Here is a 24337-nt window from a genome sequence, read left to right as displayed (position 1 = left end):
GTGATCACCATCGAGCGAGCAGTCACCGTGGACCGGCCGGTCGACACCGTCTTCCGCTATCTGTCCGACTTCGAGACCGCGGTCGAGTGGGACCCCGGTACCGTGTCGATGGCCCGGCTGGAGGGCGACGGCGGACCCGGGACCCGGTACCGGAACGTCTCGTCGTTCAACGGCCGGGAGACCGAGCTGGAGTACGTCGTCCAGCAGCTGGAGCCGGGCCGGGTGTTCCAGGTCCGCGGGTCCAACAAGACCGTCGTCGCGCTCGACACGATGACGTTCCGGCAGGTCGAGGGCGGCACTGAGGTCACCTATCGCGCCGAGTTCCAGTTCAAGGGCGTGGCCCGCTTGGTGGAGCCGCTGTTCAAGGGGCAGTTCACCAAGCTCGGTGACGAGGCCGAGCAGGGCCTGAAGGAGAACCTCGGCAAGTTGTAGGTAGAGCTGGCTCCACCACCAGGCCGGGCCTGGGCGGGATGGTCCGGGATGGCCGCTCCGGAAAGGGTTGAGGGACTACGTCACCCGTACCGGAGGTTCCCCGATGAAGCGTCTGTTGTCCGCCCTGCTGGTCGCCGCGTTGTTGCCCATCACAACGGCAACGGCAACCGCAACGGCAACCGCAACCGCGACCGCCGCCCCGACGAAGGCGCCACCCGATCCGGTGCCGGTCCTGAACCGGGCCGCGGTCCCGCTCAGGACGACCGAGCCGGGTGGGAGCCTGCGCGACCTGCGTCCGTTGAGCGCGATGGTCGGTGGTGCGCGGGTCGTCGGGGTGGGCGAGGCGACCCACAGTTCGCACGAGTTCTTCACGCTCAAGCACCGGGTGTTCCGCGCGCTGGTCGAGCAGAAGGGGTTCACCACCTTCGCTCTCGAGGCCAGCTGGAGCACCGGGCTGCTGCTCGACCGGTACGTGGTGACCGGGACCGGTGATCCGCGCGAGATCATGCGCCGCGAGTTCCAGGACGCGTACCGGTTCTGGAACGTCGAGGAGTACCTGGACCTGATCGAGTGGATGCGCTCGTACAACCGCACCCACACCCGCAAACTCCGTTTCGTCGGCGACGACCTCGGCTACGTCGGCCCGGCCACGATCGACCGCGTCACCGCGTACGCGGCAAAGACCCGCCCGGCTGTCGTCCCAGAGCTCGAGCGCCTGTACGCGGGGATCCCCGCCGACGCGGAGGTCGCTCGCTGGACCGCGCAGTACTGGGCGAAGTCGCAGGCCGAGCGGCAGCGGATCGCGACCGACGCCGCGCGCGCCGCGGACCTGGTGAGGACGTTGCCGGCTGGTCCCGAGCGGGTCTGGGCCGAGCAGCACGCGCAGGTGGTGTGGCAGGTGGCGAAGTTCTTCTCGTTCGACGTCGAGGACCCGGCCGTACTGCCGCAGGCGATGCGGTTCCGCGACGAGACGATGGCGGCGAACGTCGCCTGGTGGACCCGGACCACGGGCGGCAAGGTCGTCCTGTCCGCGCACAACGGCCACATCGCGTACAAGTCGTCGGTGCCGGCCGAGTACCCGAAGCTGCAGGGCGAGTTCCTGCGCGAGACGCTCGGTCGTGGCTACGTGAACGTCGGGCTCAGCTTCGACCACGGGTCGTTCAACGCGATCGACACGGCCGACGGCAAGATGCGGACGTTCACCGTCCCGAGCGCCCCGGCCGGCAACACCGAGCACACCCTCGACCGGGTCCGCCACGACGACTACCTGCTCGACCTCAGAAACTTGCCGCACGCAACGAAGTCCTGGCTCGAGGTGGCCCGGCCCACGCGTGACATCGGCACCGCGTACCCCTGGCCGGACAGCCAGGTCGCACTCGGCGACTCGTACGACCTGCTCATCCACCTCAACGAGGTCAGCGCGGCCCGTCTCCGCTGAACGACAAAGGGTGCCCGCCGGCGACGGCGGGCACCCTTCGTGGTCAGTCGGCCGAGCGGAGCATCGTCCGGATGCCGACCGTCAGACCGACGGCCGCGGTGACGAGGGCGGCGACCCAACCCCACAGCACCGTCGTCGAGAACACGTCGCCGGAGAACAGCGTCCGCTCCGCGTCGACCAGGTACGACAGCGGGTTGAACTTCGACGCGGCCCGCATCCAGCCCGGCCCCGTCTCCAGCGGGAGCAGCATCCCGGACAGGATCATCAGCGGGAACAGGAAGGTCTGCTGCACCATCCAGAACATCCAGTCCTGCTTGCGCACCGCGATCGCCAGCGCGTAGCTGAACGAGCCCAGCCCGATCCCGAAGACGGCCAGCAACGCCAGTCCCACGACGGCTCCGTCCAGGTGCAGGTCGAAGCCGAACGGCACCATCACCGCGATCACGATCACCGCCTGGCCGAACAGCGGCACCATCTCCTTCAGCGCGCGCCCGATCAGCAGCGACGACCGGGACAGCGGCGTCACCAGCATCCGCTCGTGCGCGCCGGTCTGGAACTCGAACAACAGGTTCGCGCCGGTCGCCGAAGTCCCGAACAAGGTCGTCATCACCAGGATCGCGGGGACGAACCACTGCCACACCCCGCCGTCGAGCGAGCCGCCCAGCGACCCGGACAACAGCGGACCGAACAGGGCCAGGAAGATCAGCGGCTGGACCATGCCGAACAACAGCGAGAACGGATCGCGGACGACCGGCTTGAGCTCGCGCACCATCACGATCCGGATGTCGCGGAGCAGGTTGCGGCGGACCGGCTCGGTGGTCCGCTGGGTCACGGCGGGGACTGTCAGGGTGGTCATGCTGCGGCCTTTCCGTTCGCGTCGGCCTCGCGCAGGCTGCGGCCGGTGAGGTTGAGGAAGACGTCGTCGAGGGTCGGGCGGTGCACCTGCGCCGCCGCCACCGGTACGCCGGACTGCTGGGCGGCGACGATCAACGCCGGCAACGCGGCCGGCCCGTCGGCCACCCGGAGCGTGAGCGTGTCGTGGTCCGCCGCGATATCCGTTGCACCGGGCAACTTCTCGGCCAGGACCCGGAGCCTCGGCTGGTCGGCGGGTGCGACGGTCAGCCGGAGCTTGTCACCGGCCAGCTTGGACTTCAGCGCGTCCGCGGTGTCGTCGGCGATCACCTCGCCGTGGTCCACCACGACCACCCGCTCGGCCATCGAGTCGGCCTCGTCCAGGTAGTGCGTGGTGAGCACGATCGTCATCTCGTACTCGGCCCGCATCCGCAGGATGTGGTCCCACAGGTTCGCCCGGTTCTGCGGGTCGAGGCCGGTCGACGGCTCGTCCAGGAAGAGCAGCCCGGGCGCGTGCACCAGACCCATCGCCACGTCGAGGCGGCGGCGCTGACCGCCGGACAGGTCGGACACCTTGCGCTGGGCGAGGTCGGTCAGTTCGAGGTTGTCCAGCAGATCGGCGGCCCGGCGCTTGGCGGCCCGCCGGTCGAGACCGTAGATGACGCCCTGGCCGGCCAGCTCGTCGCCGACCCGCTGGGCGTGCCCGGCCCCGTTGCCCTGGCCGACGTACCCGATCCGGCGGCGGACCTCGGCCGGGTCCGCGGTCACGTCGTACCCCGCGACCGTGGCGGTGCCGGCGGTCGGGGCGATCAGGGTGGTGAGCATCCGCAGGGTCGTGGTCTTGCCGGCGCCGTTCGGACCGAGCACGGCGACGAGTTCGCCGGGTTGCACGTCCAGGCTGATGCCGCGGACCGCGTGCACGGTCTCGGTACGGCTCACCACGAAGTCCTTGGTGAGCGCTCGGGTGCTGATCACGGGGATCTCTCCTTCTGCTGTCGGGCTGTCGGGTCCGACATTTCCAGCAGAACAGGACAGGTTCTGGCCTCTATCTCTGCCAATCTGGAGCCATGTCCGAAACCTCGGCTCGACTCCTGGCGCTGTTGTCCCTGCTGCAGGCCCGCCGCGACTGGCCGGGTGCCCTGCTCGCCGATCGGCTCGAAGTGAGCCCGCGAACGGTCCGCCGGGACGTGGACCGGCTCCGCGACCTCGGCTATCCGGTCCGCGCGACGAAGGGCCCGGACGGTGGGTACCGGCTGGACGCCGGGGCCGACCTGCCACCGCTGCTCTTCGACGACGACCAGGCGATCGCCGTCGCGGTCGCGCTGCAGACCGCGACCACCACGGTCACCGGGATCGAGGAGGGTGCGCTCCGGGCGCTCGCCACCGTGCGCCAGGTGATGCCGGCCCGGCTGCGGCAACGCGTCGACGCCCTCCAGGTCACCACGGTCGACCGGTACGCCGGGTCCCGCCGGGCCAAGGTGAACTCCGAGCACCTGATCGCGATCGGTACCGCGGTCCGGGCCCACGAGGTGCTGCGGTTCGACTACGCCTCACCCGGTGCCGACGCGGACGAGTGGCGGCCACCGCGCCGGGTCGAGCCGCACCACCTGGTCACCTGGGGCGGCCGGTGGTACCTGGTCGGCTGGGACCTGGAGCGGGACGACTGGCGGACCTTCCGGGTGGACCGGATGCTGCCGAAGACGCCGACCGGGCCGCGGTTCACCCCGCGCGAACTGCCCGCACCCGACGTCGCGACGTACATCTCGTCCCGGTTCGCCGGCCAGACCCAGTTCCCGTGCCGCGGTGAGGCGATCCTGCAGGCGAAGGCGTCCGACATCGTCCGCTGGGCCGGCCGCGAGGCGATCGTCGAGGAGCTCACCCCGACGAGTTGCCGGCTGATCCTGTCCGCCTGGTCCTGGACCGGCCTGGCCGCGACCTTCGGCATGTTCGAGTCCGACCTGGAGTTCGTCGGCCCACCCGAGCTGCTCGAAGCCGCGCACCACCTGGCCGCCCGCTACACCGCGGCGGCCTCCTGACGGTCAGTACAGGATCGGGTTGAGCGGCGACGAGACGGTGTCACCGGGTTGGTTGCCGGGGAGCCAGGCGGCGAGGTCGGCCTTCTGCTCGCTGTTGACCGGCTCGGAGACGACCATGTCGGCGTCGACGTAGATGACCGTCATCACCCGGCGCGGGGTCCCGGTCCGGTTCTCGTGGGCGTGGTGGAAGGTCCAGCCGAGGTGGTAGCTGACCTCGCCGAGCTCGTACGGGCCGACGTGCTCGGGGAAGTCCTGGTCGGCGAGCGCCTGCTGCAGGACCGCCTCGGACTCGTCGCTGATCGGCAGGTCGCGGCCGTGCTCGAAGGTATGGCTGCCGGCCGCGAACGCGAGCGGGCCCATCTCCATCGGTGTCTCCTGCAGGGGGATCCACACCGTCACGCAGCGGTCGGTCGAGAACGGCCAGTAGTACTGGTCCGCGTGCCACGGCGTGACCCCGCCGCCGGACTCCTTGTACAGCGCCTGGTCGTGGTACAGCCGGACCGAGCGGACGCCGAGCAACTGCGCCGCGATCCGCGCCAGCCGCGGTGACGACACGAACTCCAGTACCCGCTCGCTGTCCTGCCACAGGTTCGTCACCTGCAGGAACGCCTTGCCGTAGGTGTCCCGCTCGGCCATCGGCAGGTGCTGGGTGTTCAGCTCGATCACCTTGCCGGTGATCTCCGGTTCGTACGCCGCCACGGTCGCCGGGCTGAGCACGTTCTTCAGCTTGACGAACCCGTGCTCCGTGAAGTGCGCGATCGCCGCGCCGTCGAGGGCGTAGTCGGTCTCGAGGTCACTGCCGGCCAGAGTCATCACACCAGGGTCCCGGTGATGTCCAGCGCTGTAAAGATCAGTGAGCGATCAACTTTCAGCGATCCGAGAACCGCTCCAGCGCGGCCCGCACCAGCTCGCCCGTGGAGGCTCCGCCGAGACCGTGACCCTCCTGTTCGACCAGGTGGAGCTCGGCTTCCGGCCAGGCCCGCGCCATCCGCCAGGCCGTCTCGACCGGGCTGCTGACGTCGAGCCGGCCGTGGACCAGCACGCCCGGGATCCCTGCCAGCTTGCCCGCGTCCCGGACCAGTTGCCCCTCTTCCAACCAGGCCGCGTGCCCCCAGTAGTGGGTGACCAGCCGCGCGAATCGCAGCCGGAACACGGGGTCGTCGTACCGCGGGTCCGGCTTGTGCCCGCCGTAAGTGGAGACGTGCACGTCCTCCCACGTACACCAGTCCCGCGCCGCCTTCTCGCGGATCGCGGGATCCGGGTCGTGCAGGAGCTTGCTGTACGCAAGGGCCAGGTTCCCGTCCCGCTCCGACTCCGGTACGCCGTCCCGGAATCGCTCCCACTCCTCCGGGAACACGCGGCCCATCTCCCGCGTCACCCACTCGACCTCGCGCCGCGTCGTGTTGGTGATGCTGAACAGGACGATCTCGGACACCGAACCCGGATGCCGTTCTGCGTACGCGAGACCGAGCGTCGCACCCCACGATCCACCGAGCAGCAGCCACTTCTCGATGCCGAGGTGGATCCGCAGCTTCTCCAGGTCCGCGATCAGGTGGGCCGTGGTGTTCGTCCTGAGATCCGCGTCCGGCTCGGCGGCGTCCGGCAGGCTTCGCCCACAGCCGCGCTGGTCGAGCAGGACCACTCGGTACTTGGTCAGGTCGAAGTACCGCACCCAGAACGGGCCCGCGCCGGACCCGGGTCCGCCGTGCACGACGACCGCCGGTTTCCCGTTCGGATTGCCGCAGGTCTCCCAGTGGACGAGCTGCCCGTCGCCGACGTCGAGGTGCCCGCGGTCGTACGGCTCGGTCTCCTGGCCCATGCGATGCCTCCAGCAACGAGGTAAATGTAACAGCGCTGTTAGAGTGTACGCATGGACGACGCGATCGGCACCCGGTTACGGCACGTGCTGGAGCTGCTCGACGGTGACGTGGCCAAGGTGTACGTCGACCTCGGGCTGCCCGGGTACCGGCCGCGGTTCTCGCCGATCGTCCGGGCCCTCGTTGCCGGTGGCCCGTTGTCGGTCCGTGAGCTGGCGACCGCGGTCGGGGTCACGCACTCGGCCGCGAGCCAGACCGTCGCCCAGCTGACGAAGGCGGGCCTGGTCACGCAGCAGCCCGGTGAGCGGGATGCCCGTCAACGCGTCGTGCACCTCACCGGCAAGGCGCGCGAACTCCTGCCGGTGATCGAGGCCGAGTGGAAGGCGACCAGCGCGGCGATGGCCGGACTGGACGCGGAGTTGTCGGCGCCGCTCGGGAAGGTGCTGGCCGAGATCGTCGAGGCAGTCGGCCGCCGACCGTTCCGCGAGCGGATCGCCGACCAGGCCGGTGAATCGCTCGGACTGCCGCCGAGCTGAGGCTGCCGTTAGCCCCAGCCTGAGTGAGGCCTGCGGGATCCGTCAGGCCGCGTCGTGGAAGACGAGGCCGAGCGTGTGCCGGATCCCCGACCGTACGGTGCTCACGCCGTGCCGGACCGGCGCCGCCGACCAGCCGCGCGCCGATTCCACCGGCCGGTCCCGCGTGGTGAAGATCAGCCCGTGTCCCTGCGGCAACGACGTCACGGTGCCCCGCGACTGGGCCCGCGGCCGCTGCTCGACCAGCAGGAACTCGCCGCCCTCGTGGTCCACGCCCGGCCGGTCCAACCCGATCACCACCTGCAGCGGGAACACCAGGTCGCCGTACAAGTCACGGTGCAACGCGTTCCAGTCGCCGCCGCGGTACCGGAGCAGGATCGGGGTCGGCCGCGTCTGCCCGGCCTGATGACACATCTCCAGCCACTCGGCCAGCGTGTCCGGCCACGGTGCCGGCTGCCCGAGTCGCTCGGCCCAGTCGCGGGCGACCGGCAGCAGGTGCGGGTAGAACCACTCCCGCAGCTTGCCGACCACCTCGGGCAGTGGATGGGCGAAGTACCGGTACTGTCCCGAGCCGAAGCGGTGCCGCTGCATGTCGACCGTGCTCCGGAACCGGTCCACCTGGTCGTACAGGCCGGAGATCTCCTGGCATTGTTCAGCGGTCAGGACGCGAGGGGTGAGCGCGCATCCGACCGCGTCGAGCTCTGCCGTCAACGCGTTCCAGTCGAAGGTCATACCGGTGGAACGGTCCGGCGGCTCAGAGTGTGAGGACGCCGGTGTACGTCAGCGCGAAGGTGCCGCACGGGATCAGGAAGAGGCCGGCGAGAACGATCACCGGGCCGAACGTCATCCGCGGCGTGATCAGCCGGTGGTACGCCAGCACGAGGACGGGCACCATCACGACCTCCAGTACCAGCATGCCCCGCGGGATCACGTGGTCGAGCGCCGCGAGCAGGACCGACAACCCGGCCGCCGCGATCCAGGCCGCGAACCCGAGCCGGTACGTCGCCCGCTCACCGAGCCGGACCGCGATCGTCCGGTACCCCGCGGCGCGATCCGCGGTCACGTCGGCGAGCGTGGTCGGCAGGTAGAGCGCGGCCGCGGCCAGGGTGCCCTGCAACGCCATCACCCACGGGAAGTCGCTGAGATCCGGAGTCACCGCGGCCCAGCCCGCCAACGGCCCGAACGCACCGAGCGCCAGCGAGTTCACCGCGACGTCGAACCCGGCCCGCGTCTTCAGCCGGACCGGCGGCACGCTGTACGCCCAGCCGAGCACCAACGCGAGGACGACGCCGAGCGTGAACACCCAGCCGACCAGCAGGCCCACCACGATCGCCGTGGCGCCCGCGGCGACGGACAGCTGCTTGGCCGCGGTCAGCGTCACCCGCCCGTCGAGCAACGGCGACTTCGACTTCCGCGGATTGAGCAGGTCGCCGGGCAGGTCGTACGCGTCGTTGATCGCGAGCACGGCGAGCCAGAGCAGAGGACCCATCACGACGGCACCGAGCAGGAGCCGCGGCCAGAGGTCCGCCGGGGGCACCAGGCTGCGCGTCGCCAGCAGGATGCCCACCGAGTACGGGACGACCGAGACGATCCAGAACGCCGGCCGCCCTACCGCGAGCACGTCCCTCAGCTTGGGACGAGCCCGAACCGCCACCAGTGTGGTCACGGCTCCACACTCCTCCTCGGCGGCGGGCCGGGCTTCACTCCAGCGGGTGAATCAGCTCACCCCGCAGGCGGAATGTGAGCAACGGAACCCCGCTCCAGCGCGACCCAGACCGACCCGTCCGCGGCGAGCGCGAGCCCGTGCGGTTCGGACCCGTCGCCCAGGGCAACGGTGCGGACGACCGTGCCGGTCGCGTCCAGGCGGACCAGTTCGCCCGATCCCCACAACGTCACCCAGCAACCGCCGTCCGGTGTCGCCGCGACCGCGTGCGGCTTGGACGCCCGGTCCGGCAACGGGAACTCCTCGATCTTGCCGTCCCGGTCGATCCGCCCGACCTGCCCGGCGAGGATCTCCACGAACCAGACAGCGTCCGGACCGGCGCTGATCCCGACCGGACCAGCGGCCTCGGTCGGCAAGGGGTACGTCGTCGCCACGCCGTCGGTGGTCAACCGGCCGATCGCGTTCGCGGCGTTGAGGGTGAACCACAGCTCCTCGCCGTCGCTGGTGATCATCGCCGGGAATCCGCCCGTCGTCCCGATCTCGTACTGCGTGACCGCGCCGGCCGCATCCACCTTGCCGATCAGGTCCGCGTCCATCACGGTGAACCAGACCCCGCCCGGTCCCGCTGAAACGCCGTACGGCGAGCCGCCTTCGACCGCGATCGTGGTGACCTCGTCGCCGGCGATCCGGCCGAGCTTGTTGTCGCCGCTGCGGGTGAACCAGATCGCGTCGTCCGGTCCGACGGCGAGCACACTCGGCCGGCACTCGGGCGCGCCCAGGTCGAAGCGGTGCGCGTCGCCGTCGACGAGGCGGGCGACGGCGCCGGCGTGGACCAGGGTCGTCCACACCTCGTCGCCGCGCACCACCACGCCGTACGGTCCCTCTCCGGCCGTGGTGAGGGTGAACTCAGTGGCTGACAAGGGCTTCCTCCTTGATCTCGTGGATCTCGCCGCGCCAGCGGGAGACGAACCTGCGATCGTGACTGACCACGACGAGCGCGCCGTCGTACGTGTCCAGGGCGGCCTCGAGTTCCTCGACGAGGACCAGGGACAGGTGGTTCGTCGGCTCGTCGAGCAGCAACGCGTCGTACCTTGCCGTCAGCAACCTGGCGAGGGCGAGCCGGCGCCGTTGCCCGGTCGACAACTGGCCGATCCGGGTCGGCAACTGCTCCTGCCGGAACAAGCCGAGCCCGGCCGCCCCGGGATGCCTCGCGAGCGCCGATCGTAGGGTCTCGTCCGGCTTGGTCTCGGTCACTTCCTGGGGCAGGTACCCGACGGCGCCGCGGCGGTCGACGTACCCGGTGTCCGGTGCGAGGTCGCCCGCGAGGACGTCGAGCAGCGTGGACTTACCGATGCCGTTGGGTCCGGTGATCAGGATCCGGCTGCTCGCGTCGATCTCCAGGGACTGGGGGTGCAGCCTGTGCCCGACGGAGACCCCGACGGCGTCGAGGATCACGCCCGCCTGCCGGGTCCCGGTCCGGAGCGAGGCCCGGAACTCCAGCGGCTTCGCCGGGACGGGAGGCGGGTCGGCCTCCAACCGGCGGAGGCGCTCCTTGGCGTTGCGGATCTTGCTCCGCTCGGCCTCGTTCACCCGGCCGGTCGCCCGGTCGTACGCGACCTTGTTGTTGTCCTTCATGGGCTTCCCGTACGCGACCCGGTCCGCGGTGGTCCGGACCGTGGCCCGCATCGCGGTGACGTCGTCCTCCCAGGTCTGCCGGGTCTGCGCGATCCGGGCCCGCTCGGCCGCCTTCTCGACCAGATAGCCCTCGTACCCGGTGCCGTACCGGGTGACGCGATGCGTGTCACCGTCCACCTCGAACAACGTGGACGCCGTGCGCTCCAGGAACGCGCGATCGTGCGATACCACGACCGTCGTCCCGCGCCGGGAGCGGAGGTGGTTCTCCAGCCAGGTGGACGCGGCGACGTCGAGGTGGTTGGTGGGTTCGTCGAGCAACAGCACCTCGGGCGAGGCGGCCAGCACCGCGGCCAGGTGCAGCCGGGCGAGTTCGCCGCCGGACAACTCGGCCAGCCGCCGGGTCGACGGGATCCGGTTCAGCCCGAGCCCGTACGTCGCCCGGGCGAGCCGCGCGTCCGCGTCGTACCCCTCGCGGGCCTCGAAGGCGTTCTGCAGGTCGCCGTACTCGTCGAGCACGCCGAGGTTGCCCTCGGCAAGGAGTAGTTCGAGCTCGCGCAACCGCCGTTCGAGCTGCCGGAGCTCGGCGAGCGCGTGATCGGCGACCGCGGCGACGTCGAGGTGCAGGGGCAACGGGTTGTCCTGGGCCAGGAACCCGATCCCCGCGCCGGCGACCGTGACGGTGCCGTCGTCGGGTGCTTCGACGCCGGCGAGCAACCGGAGCAACGTCGACTTGCCCGAACCGTTCTCACCGATCAGGCCGCTGATCCGGCCGGGCGGGAACGCGCAGTAGACGTCGTCGAGGACGAGGCGGTGGTCGTACGACTTGGTGACGTGGTGCAGGGAGAGCTGGGCAGACATGGGTGTACCTCCTGACACGCGGGGTCTGTTCGGACGGTGGCTGGTGGACCACCGGAACGGCGGCGGGTCAGAGGATCACTGAGCTTCTCCCTTAATGCGACGAATGTTGCGTTAAGATGATTGCATGACCACTGCGTCGAGGGCAACCCGGAATGCCACGAGTCGTCCTGGCGGCCGTAGTGCGCGGGTCCGTGACCAGGTGCTGGAGGCCGTGCAGGCGGAGCTCGCCGACACGGGGTACGACGGGCTGACGATCGACGGGGTCGCCGCCCGGTCGGGGGTGCACCGGACCACGATCTACCGGCGCTGGAAGACGGTCGCCGGGTTGCTCGTCGACCTGCTGGAGGCGGGCGTGGACGACACCTGGGCGCCGGCGGACACGGGTTCGCTGGAGGCAGATCTGGTGGCGCTGAACCGCGAGGTCCGGGAGGCGTTGTCGGGCGATTCGTCGGTCACCCTGGCCGTGATCGCGGCGTCGTTCCGTACTCCGGAGGCCGCCGAGGCGCTCACCCGGTTCTGGGACGACCGGTACGAGCGCAGCGCCGTCGTGGTCGAGCGGGCGATCACGCGAGGCGAGGTACCGGGCGATACCGCGGCCGCGCGGGTGGTGATGGCGGCGACGTCACCGCTGTACCACCAGCTGGTCCTCCGACGATCGCGGATGAGCCGGGCGGAGGCTGACCAGTACGCGAGAGATTCCGCCGCTGCCGCCATCGCGGGGTTGTTGCGGCACTAGTCTGCCTCTACACCGTTGAAGGAGGAGCAGTGTCTGGACGTCTGACGGACGAGGTCGTACTGGTCACCGGAGCAGCCCGCGGAATCGGCCGCGCGGTCGCCCTCAAGGCCGCCGAGGAGGGTGCCGCCGTGGCCCTGCTCGACGTCCTCGAAGACGAACTCGCCACCACGACCGCCGACCTGAAAGCCACCGGCGCCCGGGTCCACGCCGCCGTCGGCGACATCACCGACGAGTCCGCCGTCCGTACCGCCGTCGACGCGATCGTCGCCGACCTCGGCCCGGTCACCGTCCTGGTCAACAACGCCGGCAAGAACGCGTACGCCGACGCGACCAAGATGACCGTCGAGGAATGGGACAGCGTCTTCGACGTCGACCTGAAGGGCGCCTGGCTGATGGCCCGCCAGGTGTTGCCGTCGATGATCGCCGACCGGCACGGCGCGATCGTCAACATCGCCTCCATCCACTCCAGCCTGACCACCGCCGGCATGTTCCCGTACGCCGCGGCGAAGTCCGGCCTGGTCGGCATGACCCGCTCCCTGGCCCTCGACGTGGCACCCCACAACGTCCGCGTGAACGCGGTCAGCCCCGGCTACATCGGCACCGACCTGCTGGAAGAGTTCTTCGACACGATTCCGGGCGAACGCGAGAAGGCCCTGAGCGTCCATCCGCTGGGGCGCATCGGGACGCCGGAGAACGTGGCAGAGGTCGTGTGCTTCCTCGCCTCGGAGGCCGCGTCGTACGTAACGGGCGCCAACTGGTCCGTCGACGGCGGCCTGGGCGTCCGGTACGCGTAGAAACGCCCACCCCACCCCACCCCACCCCCACCCCACCCCAAGCCACCGGCTCCCGCGTCTTTGTGTGCGGCTCAGTCAGTTTCGGGCCGGAGAAGTAGCTGGACGGCGCACAAGGTCGAACGGCTGGCCCACCTTGTGCGCGACCCAGCCGGATTCCGACCCCGCAAATAACTGGGCCGTGCTCAAAGATGGCCTGCCGCGTCGGATCAGCGGCGCCTCGTGCTCAGCTGGGGTTGTAGGCGCAGGAGGCGGTCAGGTCGGCCGGTTCCTCGGTCGGCGTCGGTCTCAAAGTCGGTTGGACTGTTGGCTTGACCGCGGTGGGTGGGTTCAGCGCGGTCTTCACGATCGCTCTCATGCCTGCGTAGTTCGGGTTGCGGCCGTTGGGGAAGTTCTTCTTCTTGTCGAGATCGACGTTCTTGATCTTCGCCGACTTCACCTTCTGGCCCAGGGCGACGAAGTTCGCCAGCTGCTCCTGCGGTACGTCCGTGCGGATCAGCTGCTCACCCGCCGCCGCGATCTCCTGGTAGTTCGTTAGCACGTTCTGCGGAGTCGCTCGTTCGACGATGGCCTTGATCGTGCAGCGCTGGCGGGCTTGGCGGGCGAGGTCGGCGCCCGGTACGCGGTAGCGGCCTCGGGCGAACCAGAGGGCGTCGAAGCCTTGGAGTTTGCGGTTGGGGCCTGGTTGGAGGTACCGGCCGGGCGGGATGTTCTTGTCGTCGTCACCGCCGACCGGGACCGGGTAGTTGATGTTCACCGTGATGCCGCCGAGGGCGGCGACCATCTTCTCGAAGCCGGAGAGGTTGATCTGCAGGTAGTAGTGCAGCTTGAGCCCGAGAGCTTCGCCGACCGAGAGTTTGAGGACGTCGGCGCCGGGGTTGTCGGAGGGCTCCAGCAGGTTGCCGTAGTCGCGCGGGACGTTCTTGTACATCGCGTCCAGGTAGAACTCGGACTGCTCCTTGTCCGCCGGGACGGCCGGGTTCCAGAAGCCGGTGGGGAACTTGTCGTGCAGCGGGGTGCCCTTCGGGAACGGCATCCGCATGAAGTTGCGGGTGAGCGAGATCAGGGCCGTGTCGCCGGTCCGGGTGTCGATGCTGGCCACGATCACCGTGTCGGTCCTGGTCCCGGGGCGGCCCTCCGCGTCGTCGGCGCCGAGCAGGAGCAGGTTGAGGCGCGGGAGGTCGGCCCACGGGTCCTTGCGGTCGAGCTGCGGCTTGGTCCCGCTCTTCGAGTCGCCGTCCGCGAAAACCTTGGTGACCAGGTTGCGCTGGGCGACCAGGTTCTGTGTACCGACCGCCGAGCCGGCCGCGATCGCGAAACAGACCAGCCCGATCACCGCCGAGCCGAACAGCCGTGGCCCGATGCCGCTCGGGACCGGGCGGAGCAGCTTGTACGACGTGACGAGAACGGTGACCCAGGCGAGACCGAGCCCGATCAGGCCGAGGATCATCCCGAGCAGCACGTCCGGATCGAGGGCCCAGCTGATCAGGTCCTCGCGCCGGACGAGACCGACGTACGCCGCGCTGCCGAGCAGGCCCAGCCAGGTGACCAGGACGAGTGTGCCCAGTCGCCGGCGCCCCGCCACCAGGTACGCCGTACCGGGGAGCAGGGCGCCGGCGATCGCGAGACCCAACGCGCCGAGAGTCGTCCGGCGCCGCGTGGTCCCGTCGGTGCGGGGCCGGGCTCGTCGGGCTCTGCGCGCGGTCGGGGACATGACTCCCTCTGGGTCGAAGCGAGGCGGGCGGACGTCTCCCCTGTCGACGTCCACCGGGTTCGATTCCTTGACCGGGCAGAAAGTTCGGCAGAATGTCGCGGTGACCGAGATCGAGGTACGCCGCGCTGGACCGGACGACGCGCCGGCCCTGGTCCGGCTCCGCGGGCTGATGCTCGAGGCGATGGGCCAGGACCTCGGCGGACCGGACGCACCGTGGCGCGACGTGGCACTGCGGTACTTCACCGACCAGCTGAGCTCGCCCGCCTCCTTCGCGGCCTTCGTCGCCGACGACCCGGAAGCCGGCGTGGTCGCGAACGCGGCCGGCCACGTCACCGTCCACCCACCTGGTCCGAAGGACCCGACCACCCTGCGCGGCGCCCTGTACAACGTCAGCACCGAGCCGGCCTTCCGCCGCCGCGGCCTGGCCCGCGCCTGCGTCACCGCCCTGCTCGACTGGTACCGCGACGAGACCGGCGTCGGCCAGGTCGAACTCCACGCCACCGAAGAGGGCGCCGAGCTGTATCACTCCCTCGGCTTCGTCGACAGCCGGTACTCGACCCAACGCCTCCACGTCCCGCGCTGATCTCGGTCAGGACCACCAGCGGTTCGTGGTCCGGGTATCGCGGAGGGCGTTGGTCGCGCAGTGGACCTCGCCGCCGCCCAGGTGGGCCCAGAAGAAGTCCTCGACCCAGTGGACGCGCACGCCGGCCTTGGCGAGGGCGATCTCGGTGGCCGCGCGGAAGATGTCCTGGCCGTGGACCGTTGGGCCGTGCGGGTCCGGGGCGGCGAACTGGCGCTCGGTTAAGGAGACGCCGTTCACGACATCGGGGGTGAGTGCGCGGAGTCCGCCGAGCTGCTCCTGCTTCTCGAAGAACACCGGCAGCCGGACCAGGTCCGACGATCGGAGGCCGGTTGCCCGCAGCAAAATCCTGACCTGGTCGTCGATGTGCCGGGCCGCCTCCGCGTTGGCCGTGAGGCGCTTGCTGTCGGCAAGGATCTCGTCGACCGTCGGCTTGCGCGGCGCATTGGTGTCCGCGAACAGCCGCACGCTCCCGGCTCCCTTGCGATGCGCGTCCTCGAGCAACCGGACGGCGGATCGCGGGTCGGCCACCGCCAAGGTCCAGCCGCGCTCGTTGTCGGCGCGGACCACGTGGACCGTCTCGTCGACGTGCCCGACCAGGAGCCAGGACGTGTCGATCCGGACCGGCGGCTGGTATCCCTGCTCGCTGACCAGCTTGAGGAACCCGGGATCCGGCTTCCGCCCCGACGTCGGGTCCGCGCAGATCGCGGAAGATCAGCCGGCCCGCGGGTCGCGGCGTCGCCACCGGCTTTCCGTCGGGGCCTGGGAACTCCCACACGTTCCCCGAGCGGATCAGGACGCGCATGGTCTGGCTGCCTCCGAGAGCGGGCATGCTCGCGGTCGCCGGTTCGAACGTGTCCTGCACCCACATGTCCTTCCAGTCCAGCTCTGTGCCGCGCAGGTACTTCGTCCGGGCGCCCGCGGATCGCGTGGCCTGGCCCAACGTCCGCGCGAACGCCTCCCACTCACCCGGGACCCCGTCGGGATACGGCAACGAACCACCTGACCACCCGGGACCGTCGTTCGGCTGCCCGGCCAGTACCGTCTCCGCTCGCTGCAGGTCGTTCTGCAGCATCAACGGCGCGACCCGGAGCCGGACGACGTCGGTACTGGTCCGCCCGTGGTCCGCGACCGTCAACGTGACCGTGATCTGCCCGTCCCACTTCGCCGGATCGCGAACGACGTCCCGTCCTTCCAGCCCGAGCCGTGCTCCGCGCCGCAGTTCGTCGCTGCCCAACGTCGTCACCGGTTTCCCACCGGCGAACACGCGTGCCTTGTCGGCCGGGCTCACCGTGACCGACCCGGTCGCCCGGTCGCTGAGGTTGCGCTGGGCAACGATCTTCAGAGGTGCGAGATCAGCCAGGTCACGGCCCCCGTTGATCCGTTCGTCGGCAGCGTCGTTGCAGGCGGCGAGCTTGCGGTCGACCTCGGCCCCGATCGCGTCCAGGTCCGCCGGGGCGACCTCGCACCGCCGTTCGTCGTCGTCCAGGTTCGCGAGGAAGATCGCGCCGCGCTTGGCGTCCCAGCGGTCCTCGCCTGATGCGTCCGCAGATGTGAGCACCCCGTCCCGGTTCACGTCCGCGAGCAGATCCGCCTGCACTCCGGCCTGTACCCCACTGCTCCACGCGACCAGCGCCGGTGTGGACGAGGCGAGCAACGTGAGCACCCCCAGCCCCGCGGTCCACCGTCTCATCGTCGTCTCCTTTTTGATACGCCTGTGCTGTTTCGTCAAACTAACACGGTCGTACCAAATCCGGCAGGCGGAGCCGCGATCTCCACCCGTGGGCGGATTCGGATCGCCGAGAAGGGATACGGGGTGTGCAGGCAAGTAGCAGGTGAGGACGCGCTCAGCGGGAGTGCGGTGAGGAGCCTGACTGATGCGCAAGCTGAGGATTACTGCCGTGGTACTCGTGGCGGTGATCGCGACGGGGGCGCTGTACCAGCTCCCGGCCGGGCCGTTCGCCCACCGCGAGTTCCCCGAGCGCCCGATCGCGCAGGCGCCCGCACTGGCTGAGCCTCCGCAGGCCGTCCAGGGTGAAGCCACCGGCGAACCGACCGCGCGGACGTCGGCCTCCGTCCCGACCGAGCCGCGGATCGCCTACCCCGATCGCGGGCCTGGAACGTACGCCGTCCTTCCGGGTGATCCGGCGACACTCGGCCGGAGTGGACGAATGATGACGTACCAGTTCGTGGTGGAAGGCGGCATCACCGGACTCGACCGATCGGCCGTCGCCCGCTTCGTCCGGGAGACCTATGCCGCCCCGGACGGCTGGACCGCGGGTGGACGATGGCGGTTCCGGCAGGTGGGACCGGGTCAGGCGGCCGCATTCCAGCTGATGTTCGTCACGCCGGGCACGCGCGATCGGTTGTGCGGCGGGGGCTACGACCACTACACGAGCTGCCGCATCGGTAAGCGGGTGGTGCTCAACATCGCCCGCTGGGTCCAAGGCGTTCCCGGGTACGGGGCTCCGCTCGCGGTCTACCGGCAGTACATGGTGAGCCACGAGACCGGCCATCGCCTCGGCGAAGCCCACGAACTCTGCCCCGGCCCGGGCCGGCCGGCGCCGGTGATGCAGCAACAGACCCTCGGCCTGCACGGCTGCACCGCCAACGCCTGGCCGTACCGCTCCGGCCGGCGGTACGAAGGCCGCCTCGGCAAGTACGACGACTCCGTACCGACGAGCTGACCGCGGTCCCTACTGCTGGATCACGGACAGGACGTTGCCGGCCGGGTCCTTGAACCAGGCGATCGGCGGCCCCTCGCCCCGGTGGACCCCGGTGGCGTCCTGCTCGAGACCGTAGTTCTCGAAGGTGATGCCGCGAGCGGTCAGTTCACTGACGGCCGCGTCGATGTCGGACACCGGGAAGTTCAGGATGGTGAACTCGGCGGGGACGTGATCGGTCTTCGGGTAGACGAGCACCGGGATACCGCCGGCGATGTTCAGGCTGAGCATCCCGTGCTCCTCGGACACGTCCAGCCCGAGCTGGTCGGCGTAGAAGGTACGGGCTGCCGCGATGTCGTTCACGGAGAAGCCGCTGAAGGCTCTCGTCTTGGTGAACATGGTGATCTCCTCTGTCTCGCAGGTGTTGTCACCCGGGACGTCGGGACCGGCTCGCCCGCTTCGACAGTCAGTTGTGCAGGATCGCCTGCGGGACCACGTCGGTCACGGCCGCGCTGACGGCCGCGGTCTCCAGGCCGTCGGCGACGGTGTGCAGCAGGCGGACGAGCTGGGCGGCGTCGGCCGGGCCGAGGATGCCGGTGATGACGTCGAGCACGCGGACGGTGAGTCCGTCGAGCTGGGACAGCCGGGCCTGGCCGAGCGAGGTGACGGCCAGCGCCGGCTCGGTCCGGACCAGGCCGAGGCCGGCCAGCTCGGCGATCGCGAGCTCCGCCTCGCCGGGCGTGGTGCCGACCTGCTCGGCGACCCCGATCGCCGTGTCCCGGCCGTTGGAGATCGCGCTCAGCACCAGCGCGGCCGGCATCTTGATCCCGACCGCGTCCTGGAGGCCGAGGATGAGCGGGTGGGCGTGGCCGCGGACCCGCTCGACCGCGTCGAGGAGCCGGAGCGCGTCGCTGATGTCACCGATCAGGTGCTCGGTCTGGACCGTCGCGATCCCGGTCGGTGGCGTGATCCGCTCGGGGACGGCGAGGGCCCTGGTTCCAGCGTCTTCGATGGTCACGCGTCCAGCCTACGGAGTTCGCCTGGCGAATCGGCGTGTCGTTCCTGAGGAAACCCTGTGAATCGAGAAGGGAACAGGTGTTCGGACCGGCCGGCTGTAAAACCTCTGTTTCCAAAGAATTAATCGGCACGAAAACCGTGACCTCGCGTCCGGTTCTTCCGTTGCTTCTGACGTGACGGTGAACACACGGCGCATCGTCACCGCGCTCGCTCCGCGTCCTTGACGCCGACCCTTACCGCGAACTGCCAGGAGGACCAGTGACAACCGCCACCGCGACCCAGACGTCCGAGCGCCGACGCGTCCGAGTCTGGTTCGGTGAGCACGTGATCGCCGACTACAACGCCGAGCCGGCGTTGGCCGAGCGGTACGCACACGCCATGAGCCGCCGGTTCGCCGGGCTCCGGGTCACCAACGACCCGATGCCGGTGACCGACCGACTCCCCGACCCCCTGCCCGGCGAGCGCATGTGGGACGTAGCACCCCGCTGACCACCCGGTCGCCTCCATCGAGGCACCAGGCCAGTGCACAACTGGTCGGCGGCAGGCAGGCGCCGGCATTCTGCCCCCTGCCTGCCGCCAACTTCTCTCCCTGAATGCGCCTGATTTCTGTCCCCAGCGAAACTGAGAAATTCTCGGGTCTGCGGATTCCCTGGTGCCGCAGCGCCGTGAATGGAGCGTCCGCGCCGGTTCTGCCTTCCTCGGCCCCCGGTGCGGACGCTTTCCTTCGCCGGACCTTCCGGCTGATCTTCCGGTGATGTCGAGAGCGGCCGGACGCTTCCGACGTAGCGGGCGTGAGCCGAGCAGCGGCTCCTGACCCGGAGGTGGATCGCGATGACCCGACCCGTTCTGAACAGCATGTTGCTCGGCAGCACCGACCCGGACCGGCTCAAGACCTGGTACCGCGACGCGTTCCAGGCCAAGGTCGACGGGTACGGCAATCTCGACCTCGGCGGTTTCGGTCTGGTGATCGAGCACCGGGACGACGTCGCCGCGCGGGCCGTCGAGCCCGGCCGGTTCATCGTGAACTTCGCCGTCGACGACATCCACGCTGCCGCCGGCCACCTGCGGACCTTCGACGTCACCTGGCTGGTCGAACCGGAGGACCGCGGCATCGGCGTCTTCGCGACCCTGCTCGACCCGGACGGCAACTACGTCCAGCTGATCCAGATGAAACCGGAGTACTACGCCAACCGCTGACCGGGCCCGGTTGTCGGTCGGATCGGGGAGGCTGGAATCCAGAGCGCGGTCGAGGAGGTCCAAGGTGATCGAGGAGTTCCACATCGACGTGCCGCAGGCCGACCTGGACGACCTGCGGGACCGGCTCGTCCGGGCCCGGTTGCCGCGTGTCCTCCCCGAGACGGCCCAGCGGATCGGCGACCCCAGAGCCGGCGCCGACTGGGATCGCGGCGTCCCGGTCGGGTACCTCCAGCGCGTGGTCCGGTACTGGCTCGACCAGTACGACTGGCGCGTCTGGGAGGCCCGGCTGAACGCGTTCCCGCAGTACACGACCGTGATCGACCGTCAGCGGATCCATTTCGTGCACGCCCGGTCACCCGAGCCGGACGCGCTCCCACTCGTCCTCACCCACGGCTGGCCGGGGTCGGTCGCGGAGTTCCTCGACGTCCTCGGCCCGCTCACCGACCCACGGGCGTACGGCGCGGACCCGGCCGACGCCTTCCACGTCGTGGCCCCCTCGGTCCCCGGCCACGGGTACTCGGTCCCGCTCACCGAGTCCGGCTGGGACCACGTTCGCATCGCCCGCGCCTGGATCGAGCTGATGCGCCGTCTCGGGTATCCCCGGTACGGCGCCCAGGGCGGTGACACCGGATCCGTGGTGTCGCCGTTGGTCGGCCGGATCGTGCCGGACCGGGTCGTCGGCGTCCATCTCAACGGTGGGCTCGCGTTCCCGGACGCGCGACCGGGCGACCTGGACGACCTCGATCAGCGGGACCAGGCCAAGCTCGACTTCGCCCGGACCGTCCGCGCGACCGGCACGGGCTACGCCGAACTGCAGGCGACCAAGCCGCAGACGGTCTCGTACGCGCTGGCCGATTCGCCGATCGGCCAGCTCGCCTGGATCCTGGAGAAGTTCCACGACTGGACCGATCCGGCCCGCCCGCTCCCCGAGGACGCGGTACCGCTGGACCACCTGCTCACCGACGTGAGTCTGTACTGGTTCACGAACACGGCCGCCACCTCGGCCAACCTGTACTACGAGAACCGGCACGCGTCCGAGTTCCCGGGCCCGTCGACCGTGCCGACCGGGGTCGCCGTGTTCCCGACCGACCCGGCGATGCGTCACCTGCTCGAACGGGAGCACACGATCACGCACTGGGCCGAGTACGACCGAGGCGGCCATTTCGCGACCCTCGAAGCACCCGAGCTCCTGGTCGACGACGTCCGCGCGTTCTTCCGGCCGCTGCGATGAGGTGTCCTCACTGGGACCAGAAGGCGCGGATCGCGGCCTCCGGATAGACGGTCTCGCAGGGGATCCCGTTGCCGTCGGCATCCATACGGCCCGGCATCCCGAACGACCACCAGTACGCGACCGCCTCGCCGTACGGTGCGCCGCGGTCGAGGAGGTCACGGCAGAAGAGGCCCGCCGGGACGCCGCTCGCCGCGGTCGGTTCGCGGCCGTTCCAGTACGCGCCTACCTCGCTGCGCGGGTACACGGTCTCGCACGGAATACCGTTGCGGTCGGCATCCATTCGGTTGGACTGACCGTGCAGCCGCCAGTAGTTGACCGCGGCGGCGTAGCCGTACCCACCTACCTGCAGGTCCTTGCAGTACAGCCCGTCCGGCAACAACCGGACGTCCCCGGTCGCTTTGGGTTTGGCCTGCGCGGCCGGCGGCGTACTCCGCGGCGCCACGGTCACCGTCCGGACCGGGGCGATCGGCGCGGTCTTCGGGGCGGTCGTCATCCGATCGGCGTTGTGCGCCTGCTCCAGATTGAGGTTGATCAGCCAGGCCAGCAGCACGATGACGACACCCACCGCCATCCCGGAGACCAGGGCCACCGCGGCTCCGGCCGGCTGCCGAGGCCCCCGAACACGCTGCCGTCGTCGGTCCATGACGATTTCCCCCCACCTTCATTCAAACTCCGCCGTGGCGGCGTGTAAATGGGGTGCCGCGGCGGCGGCAACGGTTCACCGGGAGAACACCTCACGGCCATCGGGATTCGCGATGATCCCGGCGTTTCCGCCAGCCGAGAGGACGCACGATGGGACACTCCCACGACCACGGCCCTGAGCACGGCCACGGGCACGGCCACGGGCACGGACATGGTCACGGTCACGACCACGATCACCACCACCCGAACACCGAGCTGGACGCCGCGACGCTGGCCGCGCTGGACGAGTCGATCCCGGACACGGACCTCTCACCGGCCGAGGTGAGCCGTCGCTCGCTGCTGCGCTCGGCCGGCATCCTCGGTGGAACGGCCGCGCTCGCCGTCACCGGTACGCAGGTCGCCGCCGCGACCCCGACGGCGCCGAGCGGACCGGGGGCGGGCCGGCTGTTCCAGCAGGGCAAGCGGCCGAACGTCTGGCTGGCCGGCGACCACCACATTCACACCCAGCTCAGCTCCGACGGCATGTACCGGGTGATCGACCAGGCCCGGCACGCCGCGGCGTACGGGCTGGACTGGCTCGTCATCACCGACCACGGCGGCGCCACCCACGCCCGGATCGGCGTCGACCTGGTGAACCCGCAGATCAAGGCGGCCCGGGCCGAGCTGAAGGACACGCTGATCTTCCAGGGCCTGGAGTGGAACATCCCGGCCGCCGAGCACGGCACCGTCTTCGTCGCCCCGGGCAGCCGCGAGGTCGAGGTGCTGAAGCAGTTCGAGAACAGCTACGACGGCTCGGTCCGGAACGCCTCCGGGAACTCCCCGGCGAACGAGGCGCTGGCGGTGTCCGGGATCCAGTGGCTCGGCCGGCAGGTGGACCGGCGCCGCGTCCAGGACGCGCTGTTCCTCGCGAACCACCCGGCCCGCAACGGCATCGACAGCCCGCACGAGATCCGCAACTGGCGCGACGCGGACCCGCGGATCGCGGTCGGCTTCGAGGGCGCCCCCGGGCACCAGGCAGCCGGGCTGCCGGCCCCGATCGGCGGCGCGTCGGCCCGGGGGTACTACGGCAACGCGCCGGGCGCGAACTCGTTCCCGGGGTACCCGGCCGAGTCCTACCGGACCTGGGGCGGGTTCGACTGGATGACCTCGACGGTCGGTGGTCTGTGGGACAGCCTGCTCGCCGAGGGCAAACCGTGGTGGATCAGCGCGAACTCCGACTCGCACGTGAACTGGAACGAGACCTCGCGGCGCCCGGACGGATCCAGTCAGCAGCAGTTCGACCGTGACGGCCGGTACATGGACCCCGTCCACGGCAACGCGATCAACCGGACCGCGGGCGACTTCTGGCCCGGGTACTACAGCCGCACCCACGTCGGTGCCGACCGGCGGGACTACGGCGCCCTGATGGCGGGGCTGCGGGCCGGCCGGATGTGGGTCGACCACGGCATGCTGGCCGGCGGCGTCGAGGTCGAGGTCCGCGAGTCCGGCCACCGGTACGGCGAGTCGCTCGGCGGCGCGCTCGTGGTCCGTCGCGGCCGTCCGGTCGAGTTGGTCGTCCGGATCACCGCGCAGACGATGCCGAACTGGGCGAACTTCGTCCCCGCGCTGAACCGGGTCGACGCGATCCGCGGCGCGGTCAAGGGCGCCGTGGCCGATCGGGACACGTTCACCGCGCCCGACACCAAGGTGATCCGGCAGTGGGACACGTCGGGCCGGCGCGGCACGTACGAGCTGGTGCTGCCGCTCGGTGCCGCGGAGGAGCCGTTCTACGTCCGCGTCCGTGGGACCGACGGCAACCGCAGCCAGCCCGGGTACCTCGGCGCCGCGGTGGACCCGGCCGGTCCGCAGCTGGACGTGGTCGGTGACGCGGACCCGTGGGTCGACCTGTGGTTCTACACGAACCCGATCTGGGTGCTGCCGAAGAAGTGATCGTCGCGATCGACGCGGACAGCCGCGACGCCGTCGAGGCCGAGCACCTCCTGCACGAGCTGCTCGGCCCGGTGCGTACGCCGGTCGTCGCCGGGACCCACGTGGTCCGCGGCGGCGACCGGCCGCACCTGGCCGTCTCGGTCAGCAGTACGGCGGACCTGAGCGAGCTCGTCCGGACCTGGTGCGAAGGGCGCGCGGCCGGATTCGCGATCACCCGGCCGGGTGCGTCCGGGCCGGAACTGGCTGGTCCGAGCACCCTGGTCCGCGGCGCGTACGTGGCCGCGATCGAGTGCGCCCTCGGTACCGCGGGCCGGCTGGTCCGCTGGCCCGGTCAGGACAACGCCCACGGCATCCTCACCGTGGCGGACCTCCGCGCCGACTGCGGAATCGACGAAGTGGAAGCTCTCGGCGGACTCTCGATCGACGACAGCACCCGCGTCGACACCCGCGACTACCTCCGGCCGATCCGCCGGACCGGCCGCACCGTCCTCCAGGTCCAGCCGGCAGCCGAAGGCCTCCTCATCCCCTTCGAGGCCGAGCACCAGCAGAAGTGCTGCACCGACCACTGACCAC

The 24337-nt window shown here is 70.3% G+C and carries 27 protein-coding genes and 1 pseudogene; 14 read left to right on the top strand and 14 right to left on the bottom strand.

What is annotated here, in order from left to right; all coding sequences use genetic code 11:
- Together FB561_RS07725 and FB561_RS07720 are read left to right on the top strand one after the other, a co-directional pair.
- Window positions 1–432 carry an SRPBCC family protein gene (locus tag FB561_RS07725; protein WP_202880561.1) on the top strand — a complete coding sequence of 144 codons (432 nt, stop codon included), beginning with the start codon at window positions 1–3 and terminating at the stop codon, window positions 430–432.
- Between the two features lie 103 nt (window positions 433–535).
- Window positions 536–1870, top strand: a complete 1335-nt coding sequence (locus FB561_RS07720; protein WP_145804476.1) for an erythromycin esterase family protein — start codon at window positions 536–538, stop codon at window positions 1868–1870.
- 43 nt (window positions 1871–1913) lie between these two features.
- On the opposite strand, the gene FB561_RS07715 is transcribed toward FB561_RS07720, so the two are convergent.
- Window positions 1914–2726 (bottom strand): ABC transporter permease, encoded by an 813-nt coding sequence (locus FB561_RS07715; RefSeq protein ID WP_145804475.1) that lies wholly within the window; start codon window positions 2724–2726, stop codon window positions 1914–1916.
- The gene (locus tag FB561_RS07710; protein WP_145804473.1) at window positions 2723–3697 is read right to left on the bottom strand and encodes an ATP-binding cassette domain-containing protein; all 975 of its coding nucleotides are present in this window, start codon (window positions 3695–3697) and stop codon (window positions 2723–2725) included. Before FB561_RS07710 ends, FB561_RS07715 begins: the two co-directional genes overlap by 4 nt.
- A gap of 92 nt (window positions 3698–3789) precedes the next feature.
- On the opposite strand from FB561_RS07710, the gene FB561_RS07705 reads away from it, so the two are divergent.
- Window positions 3790–4758, top strand: coding sequence for a helix-turn-helix transcriptional regulator (locus FB561_RS07705; RefSeq protein WP_145804471.1), 969 nt, complete (start codon window positions 3790–3792; stop codon window positions 4756–4758).
- Between the two features lie 3 nt (window positions 4759–4761).
- On the opposite strand, the gene FB561_RS07700 is transcribed toward FB561_RS07705, so the two are convergent.
- Both FB561_RS07700 and pip read right to left on the bottom strand, forming a co-directional pair.
- Complete coding sequence (locus FB561_RS07700; protein ID WP_145804468.1) at window positions 4762–5571, bottom strand: phytanoyl-CoA dioxygenase family protein; 810 nt, start codon at window positions 5569–5571, stop codon at window positions 4762–4764.
- A 55-nt stretch (window positions 5572–5626) separates the two neighbouring features.
- Window positions 5627–6577 (bottom strand): prolyl aminopeptidase, encoded by a 951-nt coding sequence (gene pip / locus FB561_RS07695; RefSeq protein WP_145804467.1) that lies wholly within the window; start codon window positions 6575–6577, stop codon window positions 5627–5629.
- A 51-nt stretch (window positions 6578–6628) separates the two neighbouring features.
- Here pip and FB561_RS07690 point away from each other — a divergent pair, with 51 nt between their 5' ends.
- Window positions 6629–7111 carry a MarR family winged helix-turn-helix transcriptional regulator gene (locus FB561_RS07690; protein WP_145804465.1) on the top strand — a complete coding sequence of 161 codons (483 nt, stop codon included), beginning with the start codon at window positions 6629–6631 and terminating at the stop codon, window positions 7109–7111.
- Window positions 7112–7153: 42 nt separating this feature from the next.
- Here the strand turns inward: FB561_RS07690 and FB561_RS07685 are convergent, their stop codons facing one another.
- From FB561_RS07685 to FB561_RS07670, 4 genes are read right to left on the bottom strand one after another with little or no spacing between them, the layout of a single operon-like run.
- Window positions 7154–7840: a 2OG-Fe(II) oxygenase gene (locus FB561_RS07685; protein ID WP_145804463.1), complete on the bottom strand. Its 687-nt coding sequence runs from the start codon at window positions 7838–7840 to the stop codon at window positions 7154–7156.
- 22 nt (window positions 7841–7862) lie between these two features.
- Window positions 7863–8774 carry a UbiA prenyltransferase family protein gene (locus tag FB561_RS07680; protein WP_145804461.1) on the bottom strand — a complete coding sequence of 304 codons (912 nt, stop codon included), beginning with the start codon at window positions 8772–8774 and terminating at the stop codon, window positions 7863–7865.
- A gap of 56 nt (window positions 8775–8830) precedes the next feature.
- A complete protein-coding gene (locus FB561_RS07675; protein WP_145804459.1) occupies window positions 8831–9691 on the bottom strand; it encodes a Vgb family protein in 861 nt (286 codons plus the stop codon).
- On the bottom strand, window positions 9678–11264 hold the full coding sequence (locus FB561_RS07670; RefSeq protein WP_145804457.1) for an ABC-F family ATP-binding cassette domain-containing protein: 1587 nt from the start codon (window positions 11262–11264) through the stop codon (window positions 9678–9680). Before FB561_RS07670 ends, FB561_RS07675 begins: the two co-directional genes overlap by 14 nt.
- A 124-nt stretch (window positions 11265–11388) precedes the next feature.
- On the opposite strand from FB561_RS07670, the gene FB561_RS07665 reads away from it, so the two are divergent.
- Together FB561_RS07665 and FB561_RS07660 are read left to right on the top strand one after the other, a co-directional pair.
- The gene (locus FB561_RS07665; RefSeq protein ID WP_145804454.1) at window positions 11389–12000 is read left to right on the top strand and encodes a TetR/AcrR family transcriptional regulator; all 612 of its coding nucleotides are present in this window, start codon (window positions 11389–11391) and stop codon (window positions 11998–12000) included.
- Window positions 12001–12029: 29 nt separating this feature from the next.
- Window positions 12030–12794 (top strand): SDR family NAD(P)-dependent oxidoreductase, encoded by a 765-nt coding sequence (locus FB561_RS07660; RefSeq protein WP_145804452.1) that lies wholly within the window; start codon window positions 12030–12032, stop codon window positions 12792–12794.
- 223 nt (window positions 12795–13017) lie between these two features.
- Here FB561_RS07660 and FB561_RS07655 read toward each other — a convergent pair whose 3' ends face one another.
- Window positions 13018–14505, bottom strand: a complete 1488-nt coding sequence (locus tag FB561_RS07655) for an LCP family protein (RefSeq protein ID WP_145804450.1) — start codon at window positions 14503–14505, stop codon at window positions 13018–13020.
- A gap of 100 nt (window positions 14506–14605) precedes the next feature.
- On the opposite strand from FB561_RS07655, the gene FB561_RS07650 reads away from it, so the two are divergent.
- On the top strand, window positions 14606–15088 hold the full coding sequence (locus FB561_RS07650; RefSeq protein WP_238334699.1) for a GNAT family N-acetyltransferase: 483 nt from the start codon (window positions 14606–14608) through the stop codon (window positions 15086–15088).
- 6 nt (window positions 15089–15094) lie between these two features.
- Here the strand turns inward: FB561_RS07650 and FB561_RS07645 are convergent, their stop codons facing one another.
- A complete protein-coding gene (locus FB561_RS07645; RefSeq protein ID WP_272952576.1) occupies window positions 15095–15739 on the bottom strand; it encodes a protein-arginine deiminase family protein in 645 nt (214 codons plus the stop codon).
- A gap of 15 nt (window positions 15740–15754) precedes the next feature.
- Window positions 15755–16223 (bottom strand): annotated as a pseudogene (locus FB561_RS39175) (protein-arginine deiminase family protein); the annotation flags it as partial.
- On the opposite strand from FB561_RS39175, the gene FB561_RS38515 reads away from it, so the two are divergent.
- A complete protein-coding gene (locus FB561_RS38515) occupies window positions 16206–16625 on the top strand; it encodes a hypothetical protein (protein WP_238334698.1) in 420 nt (139 codons plus the stop codon). The pseudogene FB561_RS39175 and the gene FB561_RS38515 overlap by 18 nt on opposite strands.
- Before the next feature lie 337 nt (window positions 16626–16962).
- A complete protein-coding gene (locus tag FB561_RS07635; RefSeq protein ID WP_145804443.1) occupies window positions 16963–17772 on the top strand; it encodes a DUF3152 domain-containing protein in 810 nt (269 codons plus the stop codon).
- Between the two features lie 9 nt (window positions 17773–17781).
- Here the strand turns inward: FB561_RS07635 and FB561_RS07630 are convergent, their stop codons facing one another.
- Both FB561_RS07630 and FB561_RS07625 read right to left on the bottom strand, forming a co-directional pair.
- A complete protein-coding gene (locus FB561_RS07630) occupies window positions 17782–18147 on the bottom strand; it encodes a VOC family protein (RefSeq protein ID WP_145804442.1) in 366 nt (121 codons plus the stop codon).
- 67 nt (window positions 18148–18214) lie between these two features.
- A complete protein-coding gene (locus tag FB561_RS07625) occupies window positions 18215–18766 on the bottom strand; it encodes a MarR family transcriptional regulator (RefSeq protein WP_145804440.1) in 552 nt (183 codons plus the stop codon).
- Between the two features lie 257 nt (window positions 18767–19023).
- Here FB561_RS07625 and FB561_RS07620 point away from each other — a divergent pair, with 257 nt between their 5' ends.
- From FB561_RS07620 to FB561_RS07610, 3 genes are all read left to right on the top strand, one after another.
- The gene (locus FB561_RS07620; RefSeq protein ID WP_145804438.1) at window positions 19024–19254 is read left to right on the top strand and encodes a hypothetical protein; all 231 of its coding nucleotides are present in this window, start codon (window positions 19024–19026) and stop codon (window positions 19252–19254) included.
- Between the two features lie 342 nt (window positions 19255–19596).
- Window positions 19597–19962 carry a VOC family protein gene (locus FB561_RS07615; protein WP_145804436.1) on the top strand — a complete coding sequence of 122 codons (366 nt, stop codon included), beginning with the start codon at window positions 19597–19599 and terminating at the stop codon, window positions 19960–19962.
- Window positions 19963–20026: 64 nt separating this feature from the next.
- Window positions 20027–21193: an epoxide hydrolase family protein gene (locus tag FB561_RS07610; protein ID WP_145804434.1), complete on the top strand. Its 1167-nt coding sequence runs from the start codon at window positions 20027–20029 to the stop codon at window positions 21191–21193.
- 7 nt (window positions 21194–21200) lie between these two features.
- On the opposite strand, the gene FB561_RS07605 is transcribed toward FB561_RS07610, so the two are convergent.
- On the bottom strand, window positions 21201–21836 hold the full coding sequence (locus FB561_RS07605; RefSeq protein WP_145804432.1) for a hypothetical protein: 636 nt from the start codon (window positions 21834–21836) through the stop codon (window positions 21201–21203).
- Window positions 21837–21985: 149 nt separating this feature from the next.
- Here FB561_RS07605 and FB561_RS07600 point away from each other — a divergent pair, with 149 nt between their 5' ends.
- Window positions 21986–23764 carry a PHP domain-containing protein gene (locus tag FB561_RS07600; RefSeq protein ID WP_145804430.1) on the top strand — a complete coding sequence of 593 codons (1779 nt, stop codon included), beginning with the start codon at window positions 21986–21988 and terminating at the stop codon, window positions 23762–23764.
- Window positions 23761–24333, top strand: coding sequence for a hypothetical protein (locus FB561_RS07595; protein ID WP_145812859.1), 573 nt, complete (start codon window positions 23761–23763; stop codon window positions 24331–24333). Before FB561_RS07600 ends, FB561_RS07595 begins: the two co-directional genes overlap by 4 nt.
- Window positions 24334–24337: the final 4 nt, after the last annotated feature.

It is taken from the genome of Kribbella amoyensis (assembly GCF_007828865.1).
Lineage (GTDB): Bacteria > Actinomycetota > Actinomycetes > Propionibacteriales > Kribbellaceae > Kribbella > Kribbella amoyensis.
This window is presented reverse-complemented; position numbering and strand designations above follow the sequence as displayed.